The organism is Ensifer sp. Root31 (genome assembly GCF_001424825.1).
GTDB lineage: Bacteria > Pseudomonadota > Alphaproteobacteria > Rhizobiales > Rhizobiaceae > Ensifer > Ensifer canadensis.
Genome location: NZ_LMCO01000031.1, coordinates 14,578 through 33,497 on the forward strand (window position 1 = coordinate 14,578; position 18,920 = coordinate 33,497).

An 18,920-nucleotide genomic window follows, 5' to 3' on the forward strand; every position below is an offset into this window, starting at 1 on the left:
AATAGTCATAGCCTTCCGCTGTCAGTCCGAGACTGCGGGTCGTGCGATTGAGCAGCCTGACACCAAGGCGCTCTTCCAGCCGTGCGACCATTTTCCCGGTGGCCGATTTGGAAAGGCCCATGCGATTGGCGGCAGCGGTGAAGCTGCCTGTCTCCACGGAATGTACAAAAGCTGAAATGCCCTGAAGGTGGGAATGCGGGTCCTGGCTCATAGATTGGCGACGAAATGGAGGAATAGTCGGTCATTAATATCGCAACATAATCCGAATGATTGTCAATAATATTCAACGCTTCAAACGAAGGGATGAAAACTGAACAAGACAATGAAGGTTTGGCAATTGCCATCGTTCGGACGGAGCAACCTTGCCTTGGCGGAGCTGCCAGTACCTGCCCCTGGAAGACATGAGGTGCTGATCCGTGTCTTAGCGGTATCGCTCAACTACCGGGACAGACTTATCCTGGAGGGCCAATTGCTGCCCGATCAACCCAAAATGCCGTTTGTTCCTGTGTCGGACATGGTCGGGGAAGTGGTCGCCATAGGACCCGATGTTTCCCGCGTCAGTTTGGGGGACCGTGTTCTCGGGAACTTCTGGACACAATGGATCGACGCTGAGCCGCCGCGGGCCATGCTCCGGCATGGTTTGTCGCTCGGTGGGCCACTTCCCGGAATGCTGGCTGAATACGTGGCCTTGCATGAGGATATCGCTGTGAAAGCACCGGTATCCCTGACCGACGAGGAGGCGTCAACCCTGCCTGTCGCAGCGCTGACGGCGTGGTCGGCGTTGATTGAAACGGGAAACCTCGCGTCAGGCGAAACCGTTCTGGTTCAGGGAACGGGCGGAGTGGCGCTATCGGCCTTACAAATTGCTCACGCCTTCGGTGCGCAGGTGATCGTCACCTCACGCAATGCTGAAAAGCTCGAGCGCGTAAAAACGCTTGGTGTGGCCGACGTCATTGATACCAGTATCAATCCTGACTGGTCAGTGCGGGCACTGGCACTGACCGAGGCCGCGGTGTGGATCATGTGCTGGAAATTGCTCAGATCGGCTTTCAAAAAGGAGATGATATAGTCCTCTCGGCCGTGCCAATGAGGCTCAAGAGAGCTATCATTCAAGGCATCTCGGTCGGCCACAGGCGGGCATTCGAGGATATGAACCGGACCATCGATGAGCATGGGATCAAACCGGTGCTTGACCGTGTTTATCACTTTGACGAGGTCCATGCAGCGTTCGATCATCTCGAACGCGGGCCATTCGGTAAGGTTGTTATCACCGTATCACAATAATCGGGATTGAGGGCCTCGATGTAAGCCAATGCGCTTGGTCCATTGCTTCCGTCAGCGTGGACCAAGCAACGGCCGCTCACTGCGGCCTTGTGGAAGTGATGGCATATGGACAGTGGCGGGTCTGGCGTCGGAATCACCTTACGCGCTTGCTAGCTATATAAGACCATCTTCAGCTTTTGGCGGCCCAACGCTACCGTTAGTCGTCCAATCGCTCAAACTGAAAGCCAAATTAATAGGTCCTGATCCTAGTCATACTGCGCGGGTGCGTGGCAGGTATAGATGGTTGACAGAATGGCGCCGATTCCAATTACAACCAGCACGAGCCGGTAACCGTCCGTTGAACGTTCTTTGCGGGCGAGTAGAAAAACGACGGTGGCGGTCAGTATGCCGGAGAGACGGCCGCCATCGACGTTTCAAGCGGCCGCCCTGGGTCGTTCCCACCCTTGAGATCCCACACGGTCTGAAACAAGCAGCCTGCCGTCAGGGTGCCCTGGGGCAGTCCCGTATCTGGGAGAACGGCAAGGAGCCAACGGTTTTGTCTCGTTTCTCTTTATCTGTTCGACGAACTGTTTGTCAGTGTTCCGACTGATTATGTGGGTATCAACTTTGTCGGAGCGACCCTGCTCCCGACGCGGCCCCTGGTATGGACCTGCATGTTCAGATCGATACGAAGAGAGCGCCGATCTTTTGCTTCCGTCCTTCAGACGGTGTTGTCCGCCTATGTCCTGCGTATTGAATGGAAAACTGAGCGTGCTCCAGAAGTGATCCTAAGGCCCGAACTCCTACGACCGCTTCTCCGCAGGAGACCGGAGGTTCGAAATACTACCGTTGCGCCTGGCGGTCGTGATCTTTACGGAGCATCGATCCCGATTAGAGGTATAAGCTTCTGCATCGTGCGTGACAGCGGCTTTCCACGGCATGAGATGAACTGCAGTGGTAAGGGGTCGGCATCCACGATTTCCATCGAAACCACATCGGGAAACAGATTGTCCAGCTCACAAAATGGATCCACGATCGCGACCCCCCGCCGTGCCTGCACCAGAGCCCATGCCTGCACGATTTGTTCCACATCCAAGACCGAGCGAAAGTTCATTCCAACCTTATGAAACTGATCATCCAAATAAGAGAACATAGTCAAATGCGGCAGATAGCCGATGAAGGTGAGTTCTCCCATGTCTGCCATGGACACTCCGGTACGTTCCGAAAATGGGTGATCTTTCGGACACAGGAAACGCGGTCGTGCCTCCCTCAGAACAAGCGTTTCGACACCTGCATTAGGCTCCGACAGAAAGCTGATGGCGCCATCAATGATGCCATTGCTAACTTTTCTGGTCAGATCGTTCCGCCTTTCAGCAACAACGCTCGGTTTGACGTTTGGCTCCACCTGATAAAGTTGCGAGATGATCTTGGGGACCAACGAGAGAGAAAGCGAATACACGCAGCCCAATACTAGGTCCACATCGCGTTCCTTCTTTAATTCGTTGATCAGCCGGTTCACCTTGGCAACCTGCTGAAAGACCGTTTCGATGTCGTCGCGTATGCGCAAGGCATAGGCAGTTGGGCGCAGCCTGCCTTTCGCGCGCTCGAACAGACGGATACCGCAGCGCTCTTCTGCATGTCGCAACATTTCGCTAACTGACGGCTGCGAAATACCCAGAGCAGCGGCGGCAGCTGTGATCGAACCTTCCCGCATCACTGCGCGGAATACTTCCATTTGTCGGAGGTTCATGGACATCGTAAATACCTGCAGCCAGTCACCCGGGAAAATTCTTCACGCCCGGCTCCAGCCAGTCTACCGAACGTGTGATTAAAGCTGCAAGGTACCTGGCCGTGGTTGGTCTTCCTTTGACAGAGGCGCGGCCTCATTCGGCCACTACCGGGTGATCGGGCCGGGCGCGAATGACAATTCAGCGACCGCATAGCGCATTTTCAATGCTCGCACAGCCATTTGGGCCCCGCTCCGCTATGGCGGCTCCCGAATATCCGCCCTTCATGATGACTTGCGGCTCAGCAAGTGACCTTGTGACCGATAGGCTCGAATTCATGCGGGTTGAGACTGGCTGGAGCCTTTTGGGGTTTTTGCCCGGACGCAGCCCCAGCCGATCCTTCCCCTGCAAGAGCACTGTTCCAGCCTCGGGATCAAGGAGTTTCATGCCCCACTTACGAACCAGTCTCACCGGATCGCGTCGGCGATCTTCTCGGCCATCATCAGCACCGGAAGGTTGAGATTTGCGCAAGGAATCGTGGGCATCAGAGAGGCGTCACAGACCCTTAGACCTGTGATCCCATGGATGCGACCATCCGGCGCGGTTACGGCCAGCGCGTCATCGGCTCGGCCCATACGGGCGGTGCCGCAGGGATGCCAGACGCCGCTAACATTCTTCAGTAGAAAAGCGTCTAGCGCCCGGTAGTCATTCTGCAAGTGTTCCAGAGATGGCGCATCCCCTTGCGCGACCCGCAGCACATGGTCGCGGAACAACGGAATCCCGTCGATGAGCGGGGCGGCAACCCGGGTCAGCACTTCATTGCGCAGGGTGGGGGCAAGCAGCTTCTTAATGCGTGGCGAATAGCTGGCCGGGAGGGCGCGCAGGACCGCAGAGGCCGCCTCGGGGTGAGCGAGAACACGTGCCGAAAGCCGGAACGACTGCGCAAGGCGCATCCTGTCGCGACTGTCCGACAGCAGCCGGAAATCCACCCGGGGCGGCTTAGCAGGGTCGGACGAATCAAGGGTGACGAGTCCGGTCGAATAGGACTTGTTTACCCATGAAAACAGAAGACCGAGTTGGGCCCCAACCGCGTGCCAGCCAGCGCGAGCGGCAAGCGCGATATGCATGTCCCCCTGCGGCGTGCCCTCAAGCCCCGAGGACCAGCGCAGGATGCTTTGGATGTGATAGGCATTCGCTGGAAGCCGCGCGCCGGGACGAAGCAGTGCCGAAACCCCGATCGAGGGGTGCTCCATGAGATTGCGCCCCACGCCCGCACGGTCAACGACCACCGGAATCCCAAGGCTGTGCAAATCCTTCGCGGGCCCGATCCCGGAGCGCAGCAGTAGCGTGGGCGTGCCTAAGGCCCCGGAACAAAGGATTACCTCGCGCGCATAAGCCGACCATTGGCGATCATTGCTTCGAATCATCGCGCCGATGGCACGCGATCCCTCCATGATCAGGCGCTCTGCTGGGCTGTCGCAACGGATAGTCAGATTGGGTCTCTGCCTGACCTCCGCCCGCAGATATGTCGTCGGGATCGAGGCGCGCTCGCCGTACGAATTCAGATTCACGGCGGTAGGGAAAACACCGTCCTGCCATCGACCATTCTGGTCGGTATGGAAGTCATAGCCCTCTGCCGCGAGGGCTGCGTGCAGGGCACGGGTAAAGCCCGTAAAGTTTGCCGGGTCGATATGGGTGATCGGCCACAGGCCGTCCTTGCCGTGCAGCGATGCCTCATCGCCATGGCGGGCGTCGGTTTCAAGCCTGCGGAAAACGGGCAGCACATCATCCCAACCCCAGCCATCGGCGCCTGCCTGACGCCATTCTTCGTAATCCTGGGGCGCGCCACGGTTCGAGCCAATTCCGTTGATGACAGAGCCACCGCCCAGCCCCCGAGCTTGTTCATAGGGGCCTTCCGGCGTTCCCGCTGCAGAGGACAGTCTGGCCTTCAGTTCCGGCCATGTCAGTCGTGGGTCGAAATATGCTCGCCCCGGATACGCAGACTTTACCGCCGCGGGCATTGCCTCTTCGGTGATCTCGGGCCCCGCCTCGATCAGTAGCACGCGGTTCCGCGGATCCGCAGACAGGCGCGATCCCAGGACACCGCCGGCCGATCCGCCACCAATGATGAGAAAATCAAAAATCTCCGGGGTTTCCGGCAGTTTTGTTGGGGGAAGTGTCCCCAGCCTGATCTGGTGTTCACTGCCGGTCATGCCGCAACATTCCGCAATACCGAAAGCGGCGTGTCGAGCGCGCCCGTAGGTGCCTTATTGAATGCCATCAGCGAAGAGAATTTGCCCAGAAGTGCGACGCGCAGGTTCTCGGCGGCCAGGTAGGCGACATCCGTTCCACCGACGACCGACATCCCCGCCTTCTGGTCGATCAAATGGGTCTCAGCCTTGTGAACTTCGGTCTTGCCGAAGGGCGGTTGGACGGAATTGAACCGCAGGAATGCCATCTGTCTCAAGGGACCAAGCGAGCGGATGCGCAGATCGGGCGTCACCTGCAATACCGGCAAGAGGTCCATTGGCGGTGAGTCCAGCATGTTGGTTTCGTTCAGTTGCAGCGCTGAGGCGGCCGTGGTCGCATCCGGCGTGTAGCAAATCACGGACTCGGCTCCCGCCGGCATCGCGGTGGCGAGCAACAAGGCAAGCAACGCGCGCCGTCCGGCATACTTGAGGCGTAGATTCATTTTCCGTCTCCGATCTGTTGGAAAAACTTAAGTCTCGCGTTCCTCAGTCGTTGTTGAAGGGAGAGGCCCAGGCGCCGCTCATCTGGACGGTGGTTTTCAGCCGCATATGCTGTTCGATGGCTTCCAGTCCGTATTCGCTGCCCATCCCACTGTTTTTGTGGCCTGAAACAGGAAGGGCAGGCGACAACGCATGGACACAGTTGATCCACACAATCCCTGCCTCGATCCTGTGTCGTGCCGCTTCGGAGCGGGCAAGGCTGCTGGTCCACACCGAGGCCGCCAGGCCATACTCTGTGGCATTGGCCAATTCATAGGCTTGGTCATCCGAGGTGAAGCCTTGCAATGTCATCACCGGGCCGAAGATCTCTTCCCGCACGAGCGGGGAAGTCGAATCCGTAACGTCGATGATCCTCGGTCGGATGAAGGCTCCACCGGGGACGGGCCGATAGTTCGGCAGGCCGATCGTCCGCCCGCCATTGTCCCTTACAAGACTCTCGATCCGTTCGATCTGACCGTGCGAAACCACCGAGCCGACCTGGGTCGCGGGATCGAGCGGATCGCCAATCCGTAGCCGCGCCAGACGCTCTTCGCACAGGTGTGTGAAGGCCTCACGCACTGAGTTGTCGACCAGGATGCGGTTACAGGAGGTACAGGTCTGCCCCTGATTGGAGAAAGTGGTGAAAATCGCCGCATCGGCCGCGCGCGCGAGATCGGCGTCCCCAAAGACCAGCATGGGCGACTTACCGCCCAGTTCAAGGATACAGCCATTCAGCCTGCGGGCCGCGGCTTCAGCGATCGTGCGGCCGGTCGCGGTTGAACCGGTGAAGCTGACCCGATCAATGCCCGGATGGTTGACCAGCGTAGCTCCGGTCGCCCCATCGCCAGTCACGATATTCACCACCCCTGTCGGAAGCCCGGCCTCGGCCATGACTTCGGCCAGAAGGAGGGTGACGAGCGGGGTCAGTTCCGCCGGCTTGAGCACGACGGTATTGCCGCAGGCGAGAATGGGGGCAAGTTTCGTCACCGCGTTCGACAATGGATAGTTCCACGGAGTGATCGCGGCAAAGACACCAAATGGCTCGTATTCGATCAGACCTGTGCGTCCAGACTGCTGCGGCGCCAATCGGCCCATGATCTTGCTGGCCAGCCCGGCGTAAAATTCGAAAAGCCCTGCCGCACGTTCGGCTGAATGCACCGTATCGCGTAGCGGTCTGCCGGCATCGAGCGTCTCAAGCAGGCTGAAGGCAGAAGCATTTGCGCGCAACCCGGTGGCGATTGCGCGCAAGATTTTCTCCCGTGCAACGCCGTCCATGTTACGCCATCCGGGCAGAGCGGCACGGGCCGACACGACAGCACGGTCGATATCGTCGGCCTTTGCACAGGCGATCCGGAGCAAAGCCTGCCCATCGCGCGGCGAAATGACCGCAAGACCTTCCCCTTCTGCGGCCGCCTCCCAGGAGTTGCCGATCCAGAGCGTTTGGCCATTCAGGCAACCCGAGGGCAGACATCCATGCGCCGCCGCAACGGTTCCGGTAGCGGGGTTCCATTTCATGGTCATTGATGCACCTCGCTGTTGAAATGATCCTCAAGCTGTCCATCCGAGAGCGATTTGTTTTCGTCCAGGGTGAGCCGAGCAACCGCGGCGAACCAGCGGGCGGCGACCGGCAGGATTGCGTCGTTGAAATCATAACGGGAATGGTGGAGATCGCGCCTAGCTCCACCGGCCATGTCATTGCCGATCCAAACCATTGCTCCGGGCCGCTCGTTTAGGAAATTGGCGAAGTCCTCACCCGCCAGACTGGGACGGATACCCTCTATGGTATCGATTCCCGCCAATCTTGCGGCTCGCAACGCGAGGTTCGCCGATTCGGGATCGTTGATGGTCACAGGCACGCTACGCCTAATGTTCACCTCCGCCTCGACCCCAAAAGCCAATGCGATGCCCTGGGAGATGCGATGTATCTCTGCCTCAACCCTGTCGCGGACCTGGACACTGAGCGTGCGCATCGTACCGCCTAGCTGGACCGTTCCCGGAATCTGGTTGAATGCCAGTCCGGTCTGCATGGTGGTCACACTGACCACCAATGCATCGAACGGGTCCGTTGCCCGGGCGGAAATGGACTGCAGTGCCGTCAGTAGGTGGCTGGCGGCGAGCAGCGTGTCTCGCGATTGATGAGGCATAGCCGCATGCCCCGGCTTTCCGCGTAGAAGAATCGAGATTCGCCCGCCCGCGGCCATGATCGGTCCGGCAGTCGTGGCCACCACGCCAGCCTCAAGTCCGGGCCAGTTGTGATAGGCAAAAATCCTGTCCATCGGGAACCGATCAAATAGCCCATCCTGCAACATCGCCAAGGCGCCAACAGCGGTCTCCTCGGCTGGCTGAAAGATCAGGCGGACTATCCCACTCCATCCTGGATCTGCCAACAGCAGGTGGGCGGCCCCCAGGAGCGAAGCGGTATGGCCGTCATGGCCGCAGGCATGCATGACGCCGTGATTACGCGACACATGTTCATGGTCGCCTTCTTCTGTGATTGGTAGGGCATCCATATCGGCCCGCAGGCCGACCGACCGTTTGGAGCCCGGGCGAGACAGGGTGGCGACGATCCCGTGTCCACCAATACCTCCCACATAGGGAATGCCCATCTCGTCAAGCTCAGTGCCCACAAATTCAGCGGTTTTAACTTCCTGTGTGGCGATCTCGGGATTTTCATGAAGATGCCGGCGCCATCGGGTCATCTGATCTGCAAGCGGAACGATTGGGGCGATCACAACATTTTCCTTCAAAAATCTGGAGATTAAAATTACAAGTGACTTTGGTGATGTACAAAAATGCACAGAAAAGACGTTTCTTTGGAAACGTAAGAGAAACCTCACACTGTAATTCAAGCTTTCGGACAGGCTATGCACGCGGGCAGTCACTCATTCATCGACTAGTTACCCTCACGCTTTGCGATGTTGCCTCGTCATCAGAAGTAACACCGCAATCACCATGGTTCCGACAATGATGATGAACGCCGCCGAGGCGATAGCGGGGCTGATATTTTCCCGCAGGGTCGAAAACATCTGACGCGCCAGCGTGCGCTGGTTCGGGCCGGCGACGAAAAGGGTCAGCACCACCTCATCGAGGGAGGTGGCGAAGGCAAGCGCCGCGCCCGACAGCAACCCTGGCATCGCCAATGGTAAAGTCACAAGGCTGAACACTTTCCAGGACGGAGCCCCGAGACTCTCTGCCGCCAGTTCGACCCGCCTATCGATCCCCGCGAGTGCCCCCGAAACAGAAATCACTACGAAGGGCATGGCGATAACCGTATGGGCTACTATGACGGAGAAGAAGCTGGAGTTGATCCCCAACCGCACAAAAAGCGCCTGCATTCCGACGCCCAACACCACGGCGGGCACCACCATCGGCAAGAGGAACAGCGTGCGGATCTGCGAACTCATCACCAGTGCCTGCGATCTCAAACCCAGTGCACCCAGGGTGCCGAGTACGACGGCCAGCACTGTGGTGGCGCTGGCCACGATCAGACTGTTCACGATGGCCCGACTCCACACTGAGTTGGTAAACAGCTCCTCGAACCAGCGGGTTGAGAATTCCGGGATGGGATATGCCAGAAAGGCGCTGGAGGTGAAGGCAAGCGGCAGCATGACCAGCAGCGGTGCCATGAGAAAGATGACAATTAGGGAGGCGTATATGGCTTTGATATGGCTCATCGGGATCGTCCGTATTCACGCGAAAGCCCGTTGTAGAGCGTGTAAAGTAGCAGGGTCAGCACCAGCAGGATCCCGCTGAGCGCGGCCGCCATGCTCCAGTTCGCAGAGCCCATCGCATAGAAGGCGATCACCGAAGAGATCATCTGATCCGTCGCGCCCCCGATCAGAGCCGGCGTAATATAGTAACCGATCGAGGTCATAAAGACGAGGAGCGCGCCCGAGATCACCCCTCTCATACTCAGCGGCAGCAGCACGCGCAAGAAAGCCCGTATAGGATGTGCGCCCAGCGAAGCAGCGGCGCTCATCAAATTGCTCGGCACGGTGACAAGCACGGAATAGATAGGCAGCACCATGAATGGCAACAAGACATGGGTCATCGCCAGCACCACACCGAAACGGTTGTAGATCAGTGTCAGCGGGTTGGATACGATACCAATTCCGATCAGGATCTGGTTGATGATGCCGTGTTCCTGCAGGATGATCATCCAGGCCGCGGTTCGAACCAGAAGCGAGGTCCAGAGCGGCAACAGGACTGCTCCCAGCAAAAAAGCCCGTTTCCAACCCGAAACCGAAGCCGCCGCCATCGCATAGGGCAGGCCAATCAGCAGACAGGACAGGGTCGCTAGCGCCGAAATCCAGAGTGTGCGCAGGATGGTCGTGCTGTTCGCTGATGCGTTCTCGGACATTTGCGCAATCGAGCCACTGCTGTCGCGCTCAAGGTCGAGAGACGCCAGTAGGAAAGCGTCGGTATAGGACGAGGCGTTGGCCTGGATCGCCTTCCAGAACGCAGGATCGCCCCAACGTTTATCGACCTCCACCAGCAGGACATTGGGATTTGCCTTCACCGCGCTGACCGTCTTGCCCATCAGCGAGCGGAAGCCAGATTTCGAGGAATTCAGGCGCCGGATCACGTCACCCATTGCAATCTCATTGGTATTTTCGACGATATCGGCGTTCAATGCAGCTTGGATTTTCTGGGAGGGAACGGCTTCGCCATCCCAGTTTGCAATCTCTGCTGCGGTGCGCGGCAGCACGCGCGAAACAGCCGGGTCCGAGACGGCCCGCGAAACTACCGTGACCAAAGGCCAGACGAAGAATAGACCCAGAAATAGTAAAAGCGGCGCGATCATCAGGATCGCCTTTAAGCGTGGTGATCCTCTCACGGCGCGATCACCCAGCCATCCTGAGTGCGGAAGCTGACCGCCACCTGCGATCCGGTTGGCCATTCAGGGGCCTTGCGGTCGATGCGAACAATAATGAGCCTGCCAGCGGCGCTTTTGATCACCACGCGCAGATGGTCGCCCTGGTAGACGGTATCAGTGATTTCGCCGTGCAATACGTTCAGCCCGTCGAGCGACACATTCTGGCCGTGAATGTCAATCCGCTCAGGCCGCAGCGAAAGCAGCCCTTCGGCACCGACTGCAAGGCCCGGCATGCCATGGGTGCGGAATCTGGTTCCGTCGGGCAGGGCCATAGTCAGTGTGTCGCCATCAATTGCCTGTATCTTGCCCTCGATCAAATTAGTTTCACCGATGAATTCGGCGACAAACCGGTTACCTGGATGGTCATAGACCTCACGCGGCGAGGCGCATTGCTGGATCTCTCCACGATTGAACACGGCGATCCGGTCGGACATAGTCAATGCCTCGTCCTGGTCATGGGTGACGAAGATGATCGTCAGGCCCAGACGGTGATGGAGGTCACGGATATCAAGCTGCATCCGCTCACGCAGTTGTTTGTCGAGCGCGCCGAGCGGCTCGTCCATCAGCACGACGCGCGGCTCGAACACCAGCGCGCGAGCCAGCGCTACGCGCTGTTGCTGGCCCCCCGAGAGTTGGCCGGGCAGACGCTCCGCCAGATGGCCGAGCTGCACCATATCAAGTGCCTTCGTCACGCGCTTGGCAACCTCGGCTTTGCGCATACCGCGCATCTCTAGAGGGAAAGCCACGTTTTTGGCGATGGTCATGTGCGGGAACAAGGCATAGTTCTGGAACACCACCCCCATGTCACGCTTATAGGTCGGCAGGTCGTTGATCCGCTGGTCGTCGAGTGTGATCGTGCCATCTGTGACGGTCTCAAACCCTCCGAGCATCATCAGCAGGGTCGTCTTGCCCGAACCCGACGGCCCCAGTAAGCTGACGAACTCGCCACGGCGAATGTCTAAGTCAAGTTTCTGAACGACCCGTAAGATGCCATAATCTTTGGTGACTTTCGCAAATCTGATAAAACTGTCGGACACGTGCGCCCCTGTCTAATGTTGCCATGCTGCCGGCAAGCCGACATGTCCGCGTCGGCCTGCTACCGTGCCTTACTGGGCAAGCCAGGCGGTGAAGCGTTCCGACAGTTGCTCGGCGTTGTCGCTCCAAAAATCCGCGTCAAGGGGGATGGCCTTTTCAAGGTTTGCAGGCGTAGTCGGCAAATCTTTAGCATGCTCTTCGGCCACCAATTTTGCTGCGCTGATCCTGGGCAGTCCGTAGGCGGTATAAGCTGGGAGCTTGATCAGATTTTCTGTCTCGCTCGCGAAAGCGATGAAGTCCATTGCCGCCTCGGTAAAGGGCGTTCCTTTCAGGATGGCCCAGCTGTCGATCGCATAAATGCTCTCGGGGAAGACGAACTCGAAATGCTTGCCCTCATCGCGATTGATGCCACTGATCCGGCCATTGAAAGCTGCAGTCATGACCACTTCGCCCGTGGCCAAATATTGTAGGGGCTGGGCACCGGATTCCCACCAGACGATATGGGGCTTCAGTGCATCCAGCTTCCTGAAGGCGCGCTCGACCCCTTCCTCTTGGCCAAGCACGTTGTAGAGGTCTCCAGCAGGGACGCCGTCGGCGAGTAGCGCGAATTCCAACGCATATTTCGCGCCCTTCCGAAGTCCACGCTTGCCGGGAAACTTGTCGACATCCCAGAAGTCCGCCCAAGAGGTGGGACCTTGCGCAAGCCGATCCCTGTCGTAGGCGATGCCGGTAGACCAGATGATTGCGCCCACTCCACAATCACTGACTGCTGCTGGCAGGAATTGGTCCTTTCCACCGAGACGTTTCCAGTCGATCGGCTCGTAGATTCCATCCATGCAGCCAAGCGCCAATTCTTCGGCCTCGACCTGGACGACATCCCAGTTGGGATTTCCAGCGCTTACCTTGGATTGCAGGAGGCCGTATCCGCCTTCCCAGGACTCGTCGAGTACGGGCTTACCATAGCTCGCCTGAAAGGGTTTGAAGAAGATGCTGCGTTGCGCATCCTGGAACGTGCCACCCCAAGAAACGATGGTTAGGTCACGGGTGTGCGCGCTGACTGCCGAGGCAAGCACAAGCGTCGCCGTAATCAGCGATGAACGGAAATTCGTTTTGTTTTTCATGGTGGTCCCCTGCTTGTTGTGTTTTTTCATTTACGTCAGAGCGATGGACATGAGCGCGCAGGTCTCCCCGTCCACGACGATATCGGCGTCATGTGTCCAGCCCATGCTCCGGTAAAGGTCGCGCTGCCTTGCTGTGTAGAGACTAAGCTCCCGTACACCGAGCTCCCGAGCCTTGGCGATGCATGCGGAGATCAGCTCTCGCCCGATCCCGCGGCCACGATGCCTGGCAGCCACGCAAACCTCGCTCAGCCAATAAACCCGCTGGTTCAAATCAGGCAGTTCGTGCAAGGATATGCTCGCCGTCCCGAGTATGACCGACGGATCGTCTGTGCTGCTCGCCACATAGCAAAACGGTAGGCGACCGGCGATCATGCGTCCTTGAATCCTGACACTTACCTTCTCGCGGTCCGAACAGAACTCCATGTCCTGCCACTGGCCGTAGATCAAATCGACAACCTGCGAAAAGGCGTCGCGTCGCCCCGACGAGAGCTCACAAATGATCAGGTTATCACGCATAAAGTACACTACCGATTCTGAGTTATTTGCCCGCCGAGGTGTCGATAATTTCCCTGCTCTCGTGCAGGAAAAGCGGGCGCTAGAGGAGTTATTATTGCATCGAATTTCTTTCCCACAAGAAAAAAGGCATCAGAAGGACATAGGAAAAGCCTATGGAAATTAGCTGATACTCTAGTGGCAAAACCGCCGATGAGGAGCCGTGTTTCGACCTAGAAACGACGTCCAATCGAAACGGCGTTCGAGCAATATGACGACCGAACGTCAGACCAGCCGAACTCCATGCAAAGCGCGATGCTGAGGGACAGAAATCCGACTGTCGGACCGTGACGGCGTGGCCTTCGACGATGCCATCTTTTTAACGGCAGGCTTGGCCCAGCTGGCGGCGATGGCCAGGGAGATTCTAGCCAATCGCTTCTCCGATCGGGACGATGTTCGGCCAGGGGACAGGATTCGACGGTGAGAGTTGCTACTTAAGGACGTCAGGCGCGGCCGTCGGCGCCGGGAATGGGCTTCTTTGGAGCGCGCCTGAACGGAGGCGCGATTCTTCTGCGCGTACACGACAAGGCATCGGTCAGAACTGGTTGCGGGTCTAGGCAGTCCACAACGCAGGCCGCATAAGCACGCGGATGCTCCTGTGCGCAGCTTCGGCCATCAGTCTCCATCAATCCCCCATCATACGTCGACATGTCCTTGACTGTTCTGCCTAGAACCTTGGCGCATCAGTCATTGCAGAGGTGTCGTTAAGTGCTCTACCGCGAGCTAGAAAAAAAGAGTGCCTTAGGTAAGGTAGCAACCGCTAAAAACTCCGATGACGCACCTCTGTTCCGAGCCCGTTTGTGGATGGGGTGGCCATTCTTCGGCCGTTTGGGCCCATCCAGTCTCAGAGAGAAACGCCGGTTGTGGTTGGGCGTTCTCCGATCGCCTCTAAGCACGCTAAGATGGCTTGAAAAACTCCATACGATCTGCGAACAATCTCTCGTTGAAGTTGTGCCTTTCGACTTGGCAACGAAGCCAGCGCGTAGATTTTTGCTAAACGCGCTCCGACCGGCCCAGCGTTCGCGCTTGCTCAGCTCTCATTACGATGTTCTCCTCGATACGCTAGGATCCGCAGGTGTCCGCAAGTTACTGATCCAGGGTGGGTTCGCCCTGTCAACATTCGCGGGGCGAAGTGGCGCTCGATATGAGCTCAGACTGGAACGAACCTCTAGGTGGCTCGCCAAAGAAGGTGAGTTGAACTGCAGGTTGCTTACGGTGGACGACGGAGTTTCCGTGGCGACACTCAGTTTCGCGGTCGGAGCGGTCATGAACGGAGGTCCAATCCGCCTTTGGGTGGGGGGGCTACAAGGCTGTGCCAAGCAGTACGGTAAGTCGTTCACAGTCCAAGTGACACGGGATCTTTTCGGGCTAAGACCGAAAGACTTGCTGATCCATGCGATATATGAACTGAAAGTATCTTTCGCCGCCAAAAGCATCGTGGCTGTTTCGAACCTGGGTCACATTAGTTTCGAGACCAAGCGCGGAAAAAAATGGCTGGCAGATTACGACCAATTTTGGATCGAGCTAGGTGCAGTTGCACGCGATCCTTACACTTTCGAGCTGCCTTCGTTTCGTCGGCGGCGATCCATTGAGGAGGTTGCGCCGTCAAAGCGATCTGCCTGGCGCTTACGCCAGGCGCTGATAAATCAGATGCTCACCGACATAAGTGGTTGCCATACAAACCAACAGGCAGCTGTAGAAAGGTCGTAAGCGGCAAGGAGGGCCCGTCTGGCGAATGGGGTTAGTGGTCGGATGTCGGTAGCGCACGTTGTCGCAGAGGCGCTGGAGCCTGGCGCCGTGACGCTCTGGACGCGCGATGTGCTCCATGGCGGCTTTCGGCTTGCGAGACAGCCGTGGTGCAGGTGGCAGGCCCGATGATCGAGGTTGTCACAGGTAGCGTTGTCGTGCGCGCCGGCGCAGTTGTCGACGAGGCGCAGCGGGTAATCCGGGCGGTCCGTTCGGCATGATCTGTCTCCGTCTTGGTCTTGGTTTGACCCGAAGGCGATCTTTGCCCGTCCCTTCGGGGCAGGAGCAATGCGCTCGTGTTCTCGAGTTCGCGCGGAGCATCGGAGGAGAGGGGGCAAAGTTAGAGATCAGAGGTGCCAGGCATGGAATCGCGGTGTCGCTGAGCAGGTTTTCGTTGACGCGATAGCACGGCAAACTGAATCTGTTCGCCGTGCCATGTGCTTTGACTGAACTCCGGGTAGCGGCTTCTATGCTCCGGGAATAAAGGAACCAAAGCCGGGGTCGACCAAAATTGCCCCACCCGAATTTGAATCTTCGTAAATCGCCGTTCCCCGTAGCCAGGTGGATTTGATTCGACCTTTCACTTGCATACCGTCGAACGGTGACCATTTCTGCTTGTAAAATGTCTTCTGGACATGGACGGTCCAGGTTTCTTCTGGGTCGAATAGGAACATGTCGGCATCTGCGCCAAGCATGATCGATCCCTTCTGGGGGTAGATGTTAAACAGCTTGGCTGGCATTGTCGCGTATAGCTTTGCGATTGTGGTAGCCGGTATGCCGCGTGCCATGCCTTCGCCTAGTAGCATCGGGATGGATGTCTGAATGTTGTTCAGCCCGGCGGGAGAGTCCCAGATGTTTTTGACGCCGATCTCTTTCTCCGCAAAGGTGTAGGGCGCATGGTCCGTGCCGATGCAGTTTAGCTGCCCATCGCGAATTGCATCCCACAACCGATCGGCATTGCCGGGCGCGCGTAACGGCGGATTGCACTGTGCCCAAGGACCTAGGCGGTTAAGGTCGTCCGTGTCGAGAAACAGGTAGTGCGGCGCCGTCTCGACGCTAATGTTATGTCCGGCAGCGCGCGCTTGCGCAACAATTCGTGCACCTTCTGGTGTGCTCGAATGAACGACGTGAAGCTGAGCACCCGAGATCATTGCGAGGCTCACGGCACGCTGTACGGCTTCCCATTCCGAATAATCGGGTCGGCTTTCAGCATAAGCACGCGGATCTGTACGGCCTGCTTGCTTTAGGCTCTTGGTAAGATAAGTGATTATGTCGTTGTTTTCACAATGGACCGCGAGCCGGCTTTTAGCGGCTTTTACCGCCCTCATACCGGCTAGCAACTCGCCATCCGCCAGCATCGGAATTTCGGGCGAATAGGCCATAAACGCTTTGAACCCGATGGGTTGTAGCTGCATAAGTTCATCGACACGCGGAATGTTATCTGGTGTCAATGCCAGATAGAGGCCGAAATCGACGATTGATTTCTTCGTAGCTTCATTCTTCTTGAGTAAGAATGACTCCTTGTCGGCAGTCAGAGGGTCTGTTAGCGGCATCTCGAAGACCGTCGTGATGCCCCCAGCAGCCGCCGACATCGACCCGGTATGGAAATCTTCACCGGCCGTATAGCCGGGATCGTTGAAATGCACATGCGGGTCGACGCCGCCAGGAAGCAGCATCCGTCCATCGGCGTCGACTGCTTTCGATGCGGGTAGCTCCTCCGAACTGATCGCGGCGATTTTGCCCTCCTTCACGTAGAGATTGCCGTAAGTAGTCTGGCTTTCTCCGACAATATGAGCGCGTTTTATAGCAAGGTCGAACATGGGAATCCTTTCAATTCAGAACTCGTTTGTTCTTGAAAGCAGTGTCCTTAGGAAGGCCGAAAGCGCACGCGCGGCGACGGCACAATCCTGCAACGAAGAAAACTCACTGGGATTGTGACTGATGCCATCCTTGCTACGAACGAAGAACATTGCGGTGGGAACATGTGGGGCGATTTGCATAGCGTCGTGGCCAGCGCCGCTCGGTAGTTTGAAGGGCTCGATACCGAGGCCGCGGACGATCTCCTCCTGCTTGGCGACCAATTGCTTGTTGACTGCACCAGGCGGTGCAAACGACACCCTATTGCACAACAACTCAATCCCATCACGATCAGTGAACTCGGTTGCCATGGCGACGATCCGCGCCGATAGCTTCTCGAGGCTTGAGGTTTCGATGTCTCGAATATCAACGCTAAAATGCACCTCTCCGGGGATTACATTTGATCCGTTGGGAAAAACCGTTAACTGGCCCACTGTCGCCACCGCCGTGGTGCTGAACTGTGACGGCAGGGCGCTGATCTCAGCCACGATCCGGCCCGCAGTTACCAAGGCATCGCGCCTGTAGTTCATTGGCGTACTGCCAGCGTGGCTTGCCATGCCCTTCAGTGTAATTTCAAGTCCGATTAGCCCACAAATGCCACTGACAATACCAATCGGCAGATTCTGCTGTTCAAGAACCAATCCCTGTTCGATATGAACTTCGACAAAGGCGGCCAGCTCGGACAGGTCGCGCTGTGCCTCAGGAAAGTTCTCTACTGAAAGGCCTGCTTGTTTGACCACTGATGGAAAGCTACGGCCGTCCTGATCGGATAGACCCTTCAACTCATCCGCCGGCAAGGCTCCGGTCATGGTCGCGCTGCCGACGAAGCCGACATTAAACCTTGTACCCTCTTCGTCCGTGAAGATTGCTATCTCGTAGGTCCGCTCCGGTACGAAGCCAGTTTCCTTCCACATCTCGACCATTTCGAGAGCTAACAAAACTCCGAGAACGCCATCAAAATGCCCTCCAGCGGGCACGGTATCAATATGAGAGCCGCACATCACAAGAGGCAAGGTGCCGTCGAGTCCGGGTAGTCTACCGAAGCAGTTGCCGACGGTATCCGAACGCACGCTCAATCCAGCTTCTTCCATCCAACTGCAGACGAGATCTTTCGCCTCCGCTTCTTGTGGAGAGAACCCCATCCGCGCCGAGCCCCCATCTGGGGTAATGCCAATCTGGGCTATAGCTGCAAGCCTTGCGGCGAGACGCGCGCCCGAAAAGCCATCCAGATCATGGCCCCTATCATAGGAGGCGAGAAAGGCATCGAGAACTGTCGCTATCGCCATTATCTCGACCTCGTTGCGGCGATACCGATGGCCATGGCGACCGCGCTGATGGCCGGATCAACGACGGGAATACCCAGTGTTTCCTGCAGATATGTGCGATGGGCCACCATGCCTGCGCAGCCTAGCACAAGCACATCGGCGCCTTGTGCCTTCAGGCTGCGGCCTGCATCGAGCATCTTCTCCCGGACGGTACTATCGTCCAGCATTTCGACGACCGGCACGTTGATGGGCCTGAAATCCACACAACGCTCCAGAAGGCCGTACGAACGAACGAGCCTCAATTCCGCATTTTTGGCCTCGGTGGACGTGGAAATAACGCCGAAGCGTTCCCCTTGATTGAGGGCGCTTGCAAGTCCGGCTTCGCATAATCCGACCACGGGCTTGCATGTCACCTCGCGCGCCGAGAACAAGCCGGTATCTGCGAAACAACCAATGACGAAAGCGTCGGTCTCGGCATCTTCGGCTAGCACAGCGGCGCAGAGTGGGGCGATTACGTTGTCGATATCACGCTGTGTCTCGATGCCGAGGGGTGTTCCGCTAAGCGTCACACAGTCAATAGCGAAGGCCCCAGTGCGCAGTGGGTTCAAGCATTCGTCCATGATACTGGTGAACTTCATATTGCTGTTGGGGTTGATGACAAGAATTCGCATTATCGCCGTCCTTGTGAGGGTGAGGCAGGCAAGAGCCTGGCGAGGCCAGTTTCCTGGGAAACCGAATACGCGTAAGAT

Annotated in this window: 16 protein-coding genes and 1 pseudogene; 3 read left to right on the forward strand and 14 right to left on the reverse strand. The window is 57.6% G+C overall.

The genetic code is table 11. From position 1 onward, the window contains the following. Nucleotides 1-22 precede the first annotated feature (22 nt). A pseudogene (locus tag ASD00_RS42345) lies at nucleotides 23-211 on the reverse strand (LysR family transcriptional regulator); the annotation flags it as partial. Nucleotides 212-406: 195 nt separating this feature from the next. Here ASD00_RS42345 and ASD00_RS24020 point away from each other — a divergent pair. Both ASD00_RS24020 and ASD00_RS42540 read left to right on the forward strand, forming a co-directional pair. Continuing rightward, a complete protein-coding gene (locus ASD00_RS24020) occupies nucleotides 407-1,069 on the forward strand; it encodes an NAD(P)-dependent alcohol dehydrogenase (protein ID WP_244496113.1) in 663 nt (220 codons plus the stop codon). Between the two features lie 80 nt (nucleotides 1,070-1,149). Beyond that, complete coding sequence (locus ASD00_RS42540) at nucleotides 1,150-1,284, forward strand: zinc-binding dehydrogenase (RefSeq protein WP_244496117.1); 135 nt, start codon at nucleotides 1,150-1,152, stop codon at nucleotides 1,282-1,284. 850 nt (nucleotides 1,285-2,134) lie between these two features. On the opposite strand, the gene ASD00_RS24025 is transcribed toward ASD00_RS42540, so the two are convergent. The 10 genes from ASD00_RS24025 to ASD00_RS24070 all read right to left on the reverse strand — a co-directional run bounded on the left by ASD00_RS24025 (nucleotide 2,135) and on the right by ASD00_RS24070 (nucleotide 13,267). Further along, complete coding sequence (locus ASD00_RS24025) at nucleotides 2,135-3,019, reverse strand: LysR family transcriptional regulator (RefSeq protein ID WP_057209471.1); 885 nt, start codon at nucleotides 3,017-3,019, stop codon at nucleotides 2,135-2,137. Nucleotides 3,020-3,457: 438 nt separating this feature from the next. Then, nucleotides 3,458-5,203 carry a GMC family oxidoreductase N-terminal domain-containing protein gene (locus tag ASD00_RS24030; RefSeq protein ID WP_200951490.1) on the reverse strand — a complete coding sequence of 582 codons (1,746 nt, stop codon included), beginning with the start codon at nucleotides 5,201-5,203 and terminating at the stop codon, nucleotides 3,458-3,460. Further along, nucleotides 5,200-5,682: a hypothetical protein gene (locus ASD00_RS24035; RefSeq protein WP_057209473.1), complete on the reverse strand. Its 483-nt coding sequence runs from the start codon at nucleotides 5,680-5,682 to the stop codon at nucleotides 5,200-5,202. Before ASD00_RS24035 ends, ASD00_RS24030 begins: the two co-directional genes overlap by 4 nt. Before the next feature lie 43 nt (nucleotides 5,683-5,725). After that, entirely contained in the window at nucleotides 5,726-7,240 is a 1,515-nt protein-coding gene (locus tag ASD00_RS24040; protein ID WP_057209476.1) for an aldehyde dehydrogenase family protein, read from the reverse strand. Next, the gene (locus ASD00_RS24045) at nucleotides 7,237-8,451 is read right to left on the reverse strand and encodes an amidohydrolase (protein ID WP_244496114.1); all 1,215 of its coding nucleotides are present in this window, start codon (nucleotides 8,449-8,451) and stop codon (nucleotides 7,237-7,239) included. Before ASD00_RS24045 ends, ASD00_RS24040 begins: the two co-directional genes overlap by 4 nt. Before the next feature lie 171 nt (nucleotides 8,452-8,622). Continuing rightward, a complete protein-coding gene (locus ASD00_RS24050; RefSeq protein WP_057209479.1) occupies nucleotides 8,623-9,393 on the reverse strand; it encodes an ABC transporter permease in 771 nt (256 codons plus the stop codon). Next, nucleotides 9,390-10,523 (reverse strand): ABC transporter permease, encoded by a 1,134-nt coding sequence (locus ASD00_RS24055; protein ID WP_057209482.1) that lies wholly within the window; start codon nucleotides 10,521-10,523, stop codon nucleotides 9,390-9,392. The genes ASD00_RS24050 and ASD00_RS24055 overlap by 4 nt, the downstream gene beginning before the upstream one ends. 29 nt (nucleotides 10,524-10,552) lie before the next feature. Further along, entirely contained in the window at nucleotides 10,553-11,632 is a 1,080-nt protein-coding gene (locus ASD00_RS24060; protein WP_057209484.1) for an ABC transporter ATP-binding protein, read from the reverse strand. Nucleotides 11,633-11,701: 69 nt separating this feature from the next. Continuing rightward, nucleotides 11,702-12,751 (reverse strand): ABC transporter substrate-binding protein, encoded by a 1,050-nt coding sequence (locus ASD00_RS24065; RefSeq protein ID WP_082523710.1) that lies wholly within the window; start codon nucleotides 12,749-12,751, stop codon nucleotides 11,702-11,704. A gap of 30 nt (nucleotides 12,752-12,781) precedes the next feature. Continuing rightward, entirely contained in the window at nucleotides 12,782-13,267 is a 486-nt protein-coding gene (locus ASD00_RS24070; protein WP_057209487.1) for a GNAT family N-acetyltransferase, read from the reverse strand. Nucleotides 13,268-14,107: 840 nt separating this feature from the next. On the opposite strand from ASD00_RS24070, the gene ASD00_RS24075 reads away from it, so the two are divergent. Continuing rightward, on the forward strand, nucleotides 14,108-15,013 hold the full coding sequence (locus ASD00_RS24075; protein ID WP_244496119.1) for a DUF535 family protein: 906 nt from the start codon (nucleotides 14,108-14,110) through the stop codon (nucleotides 15,011-15,013). Nucleotides 15,014-15,516: 503 nt separating this feature from the next. Here ASD00_RS24075 and allB read toward each other — a convergent pair. From allB to ASD00_RS24090, 3 genes are read right to left on the reverse strand one after another with little or no spacing between them, the layout of a single operon-like run. Continuing rightward, a complete protein-coding gene (gene allB, locus ASD00_RS24080) occupies nucleotides 15,517-16,869 on the reverse strand; it encodes an allantoinase AllB (RefSeq protein WP_057209492.1) in 1,353 nt (450 codons plus the stop codon). A gap of 15 nt (nucleotides 16,870-16,884) precedes the next feature. Next, nucleotides 16,885-18,192 (reverse strand): Zn-dependent hydrolase, encoded by a 1,308-nt coding sequence (locus ASD00_RS24085; protein WP_057209495.1) that lies wholly within the window; start codon nucleotides 18,190-18,192, stop codon nucleotides 16,885-16,887. Further along, on the reverse strand, nucleotides 18,192-18,842 hold the full coding sequence (locus ASD00_RS24090; protein WP_057209498.1) for an aspartate/glutamate racemase family protein: 651 nt from the start codon (nucleotides 18,840-18,842) through the stop codon (nucleotides 18,192-18,194). The genes ASD00_RS24085 and ASD00_RS24090 overlap by 1 nt, the downstream gene beginning before the upstream one ends. Nucleotides 18,843-18,920 lie beyond the last annotated feature (78 nt).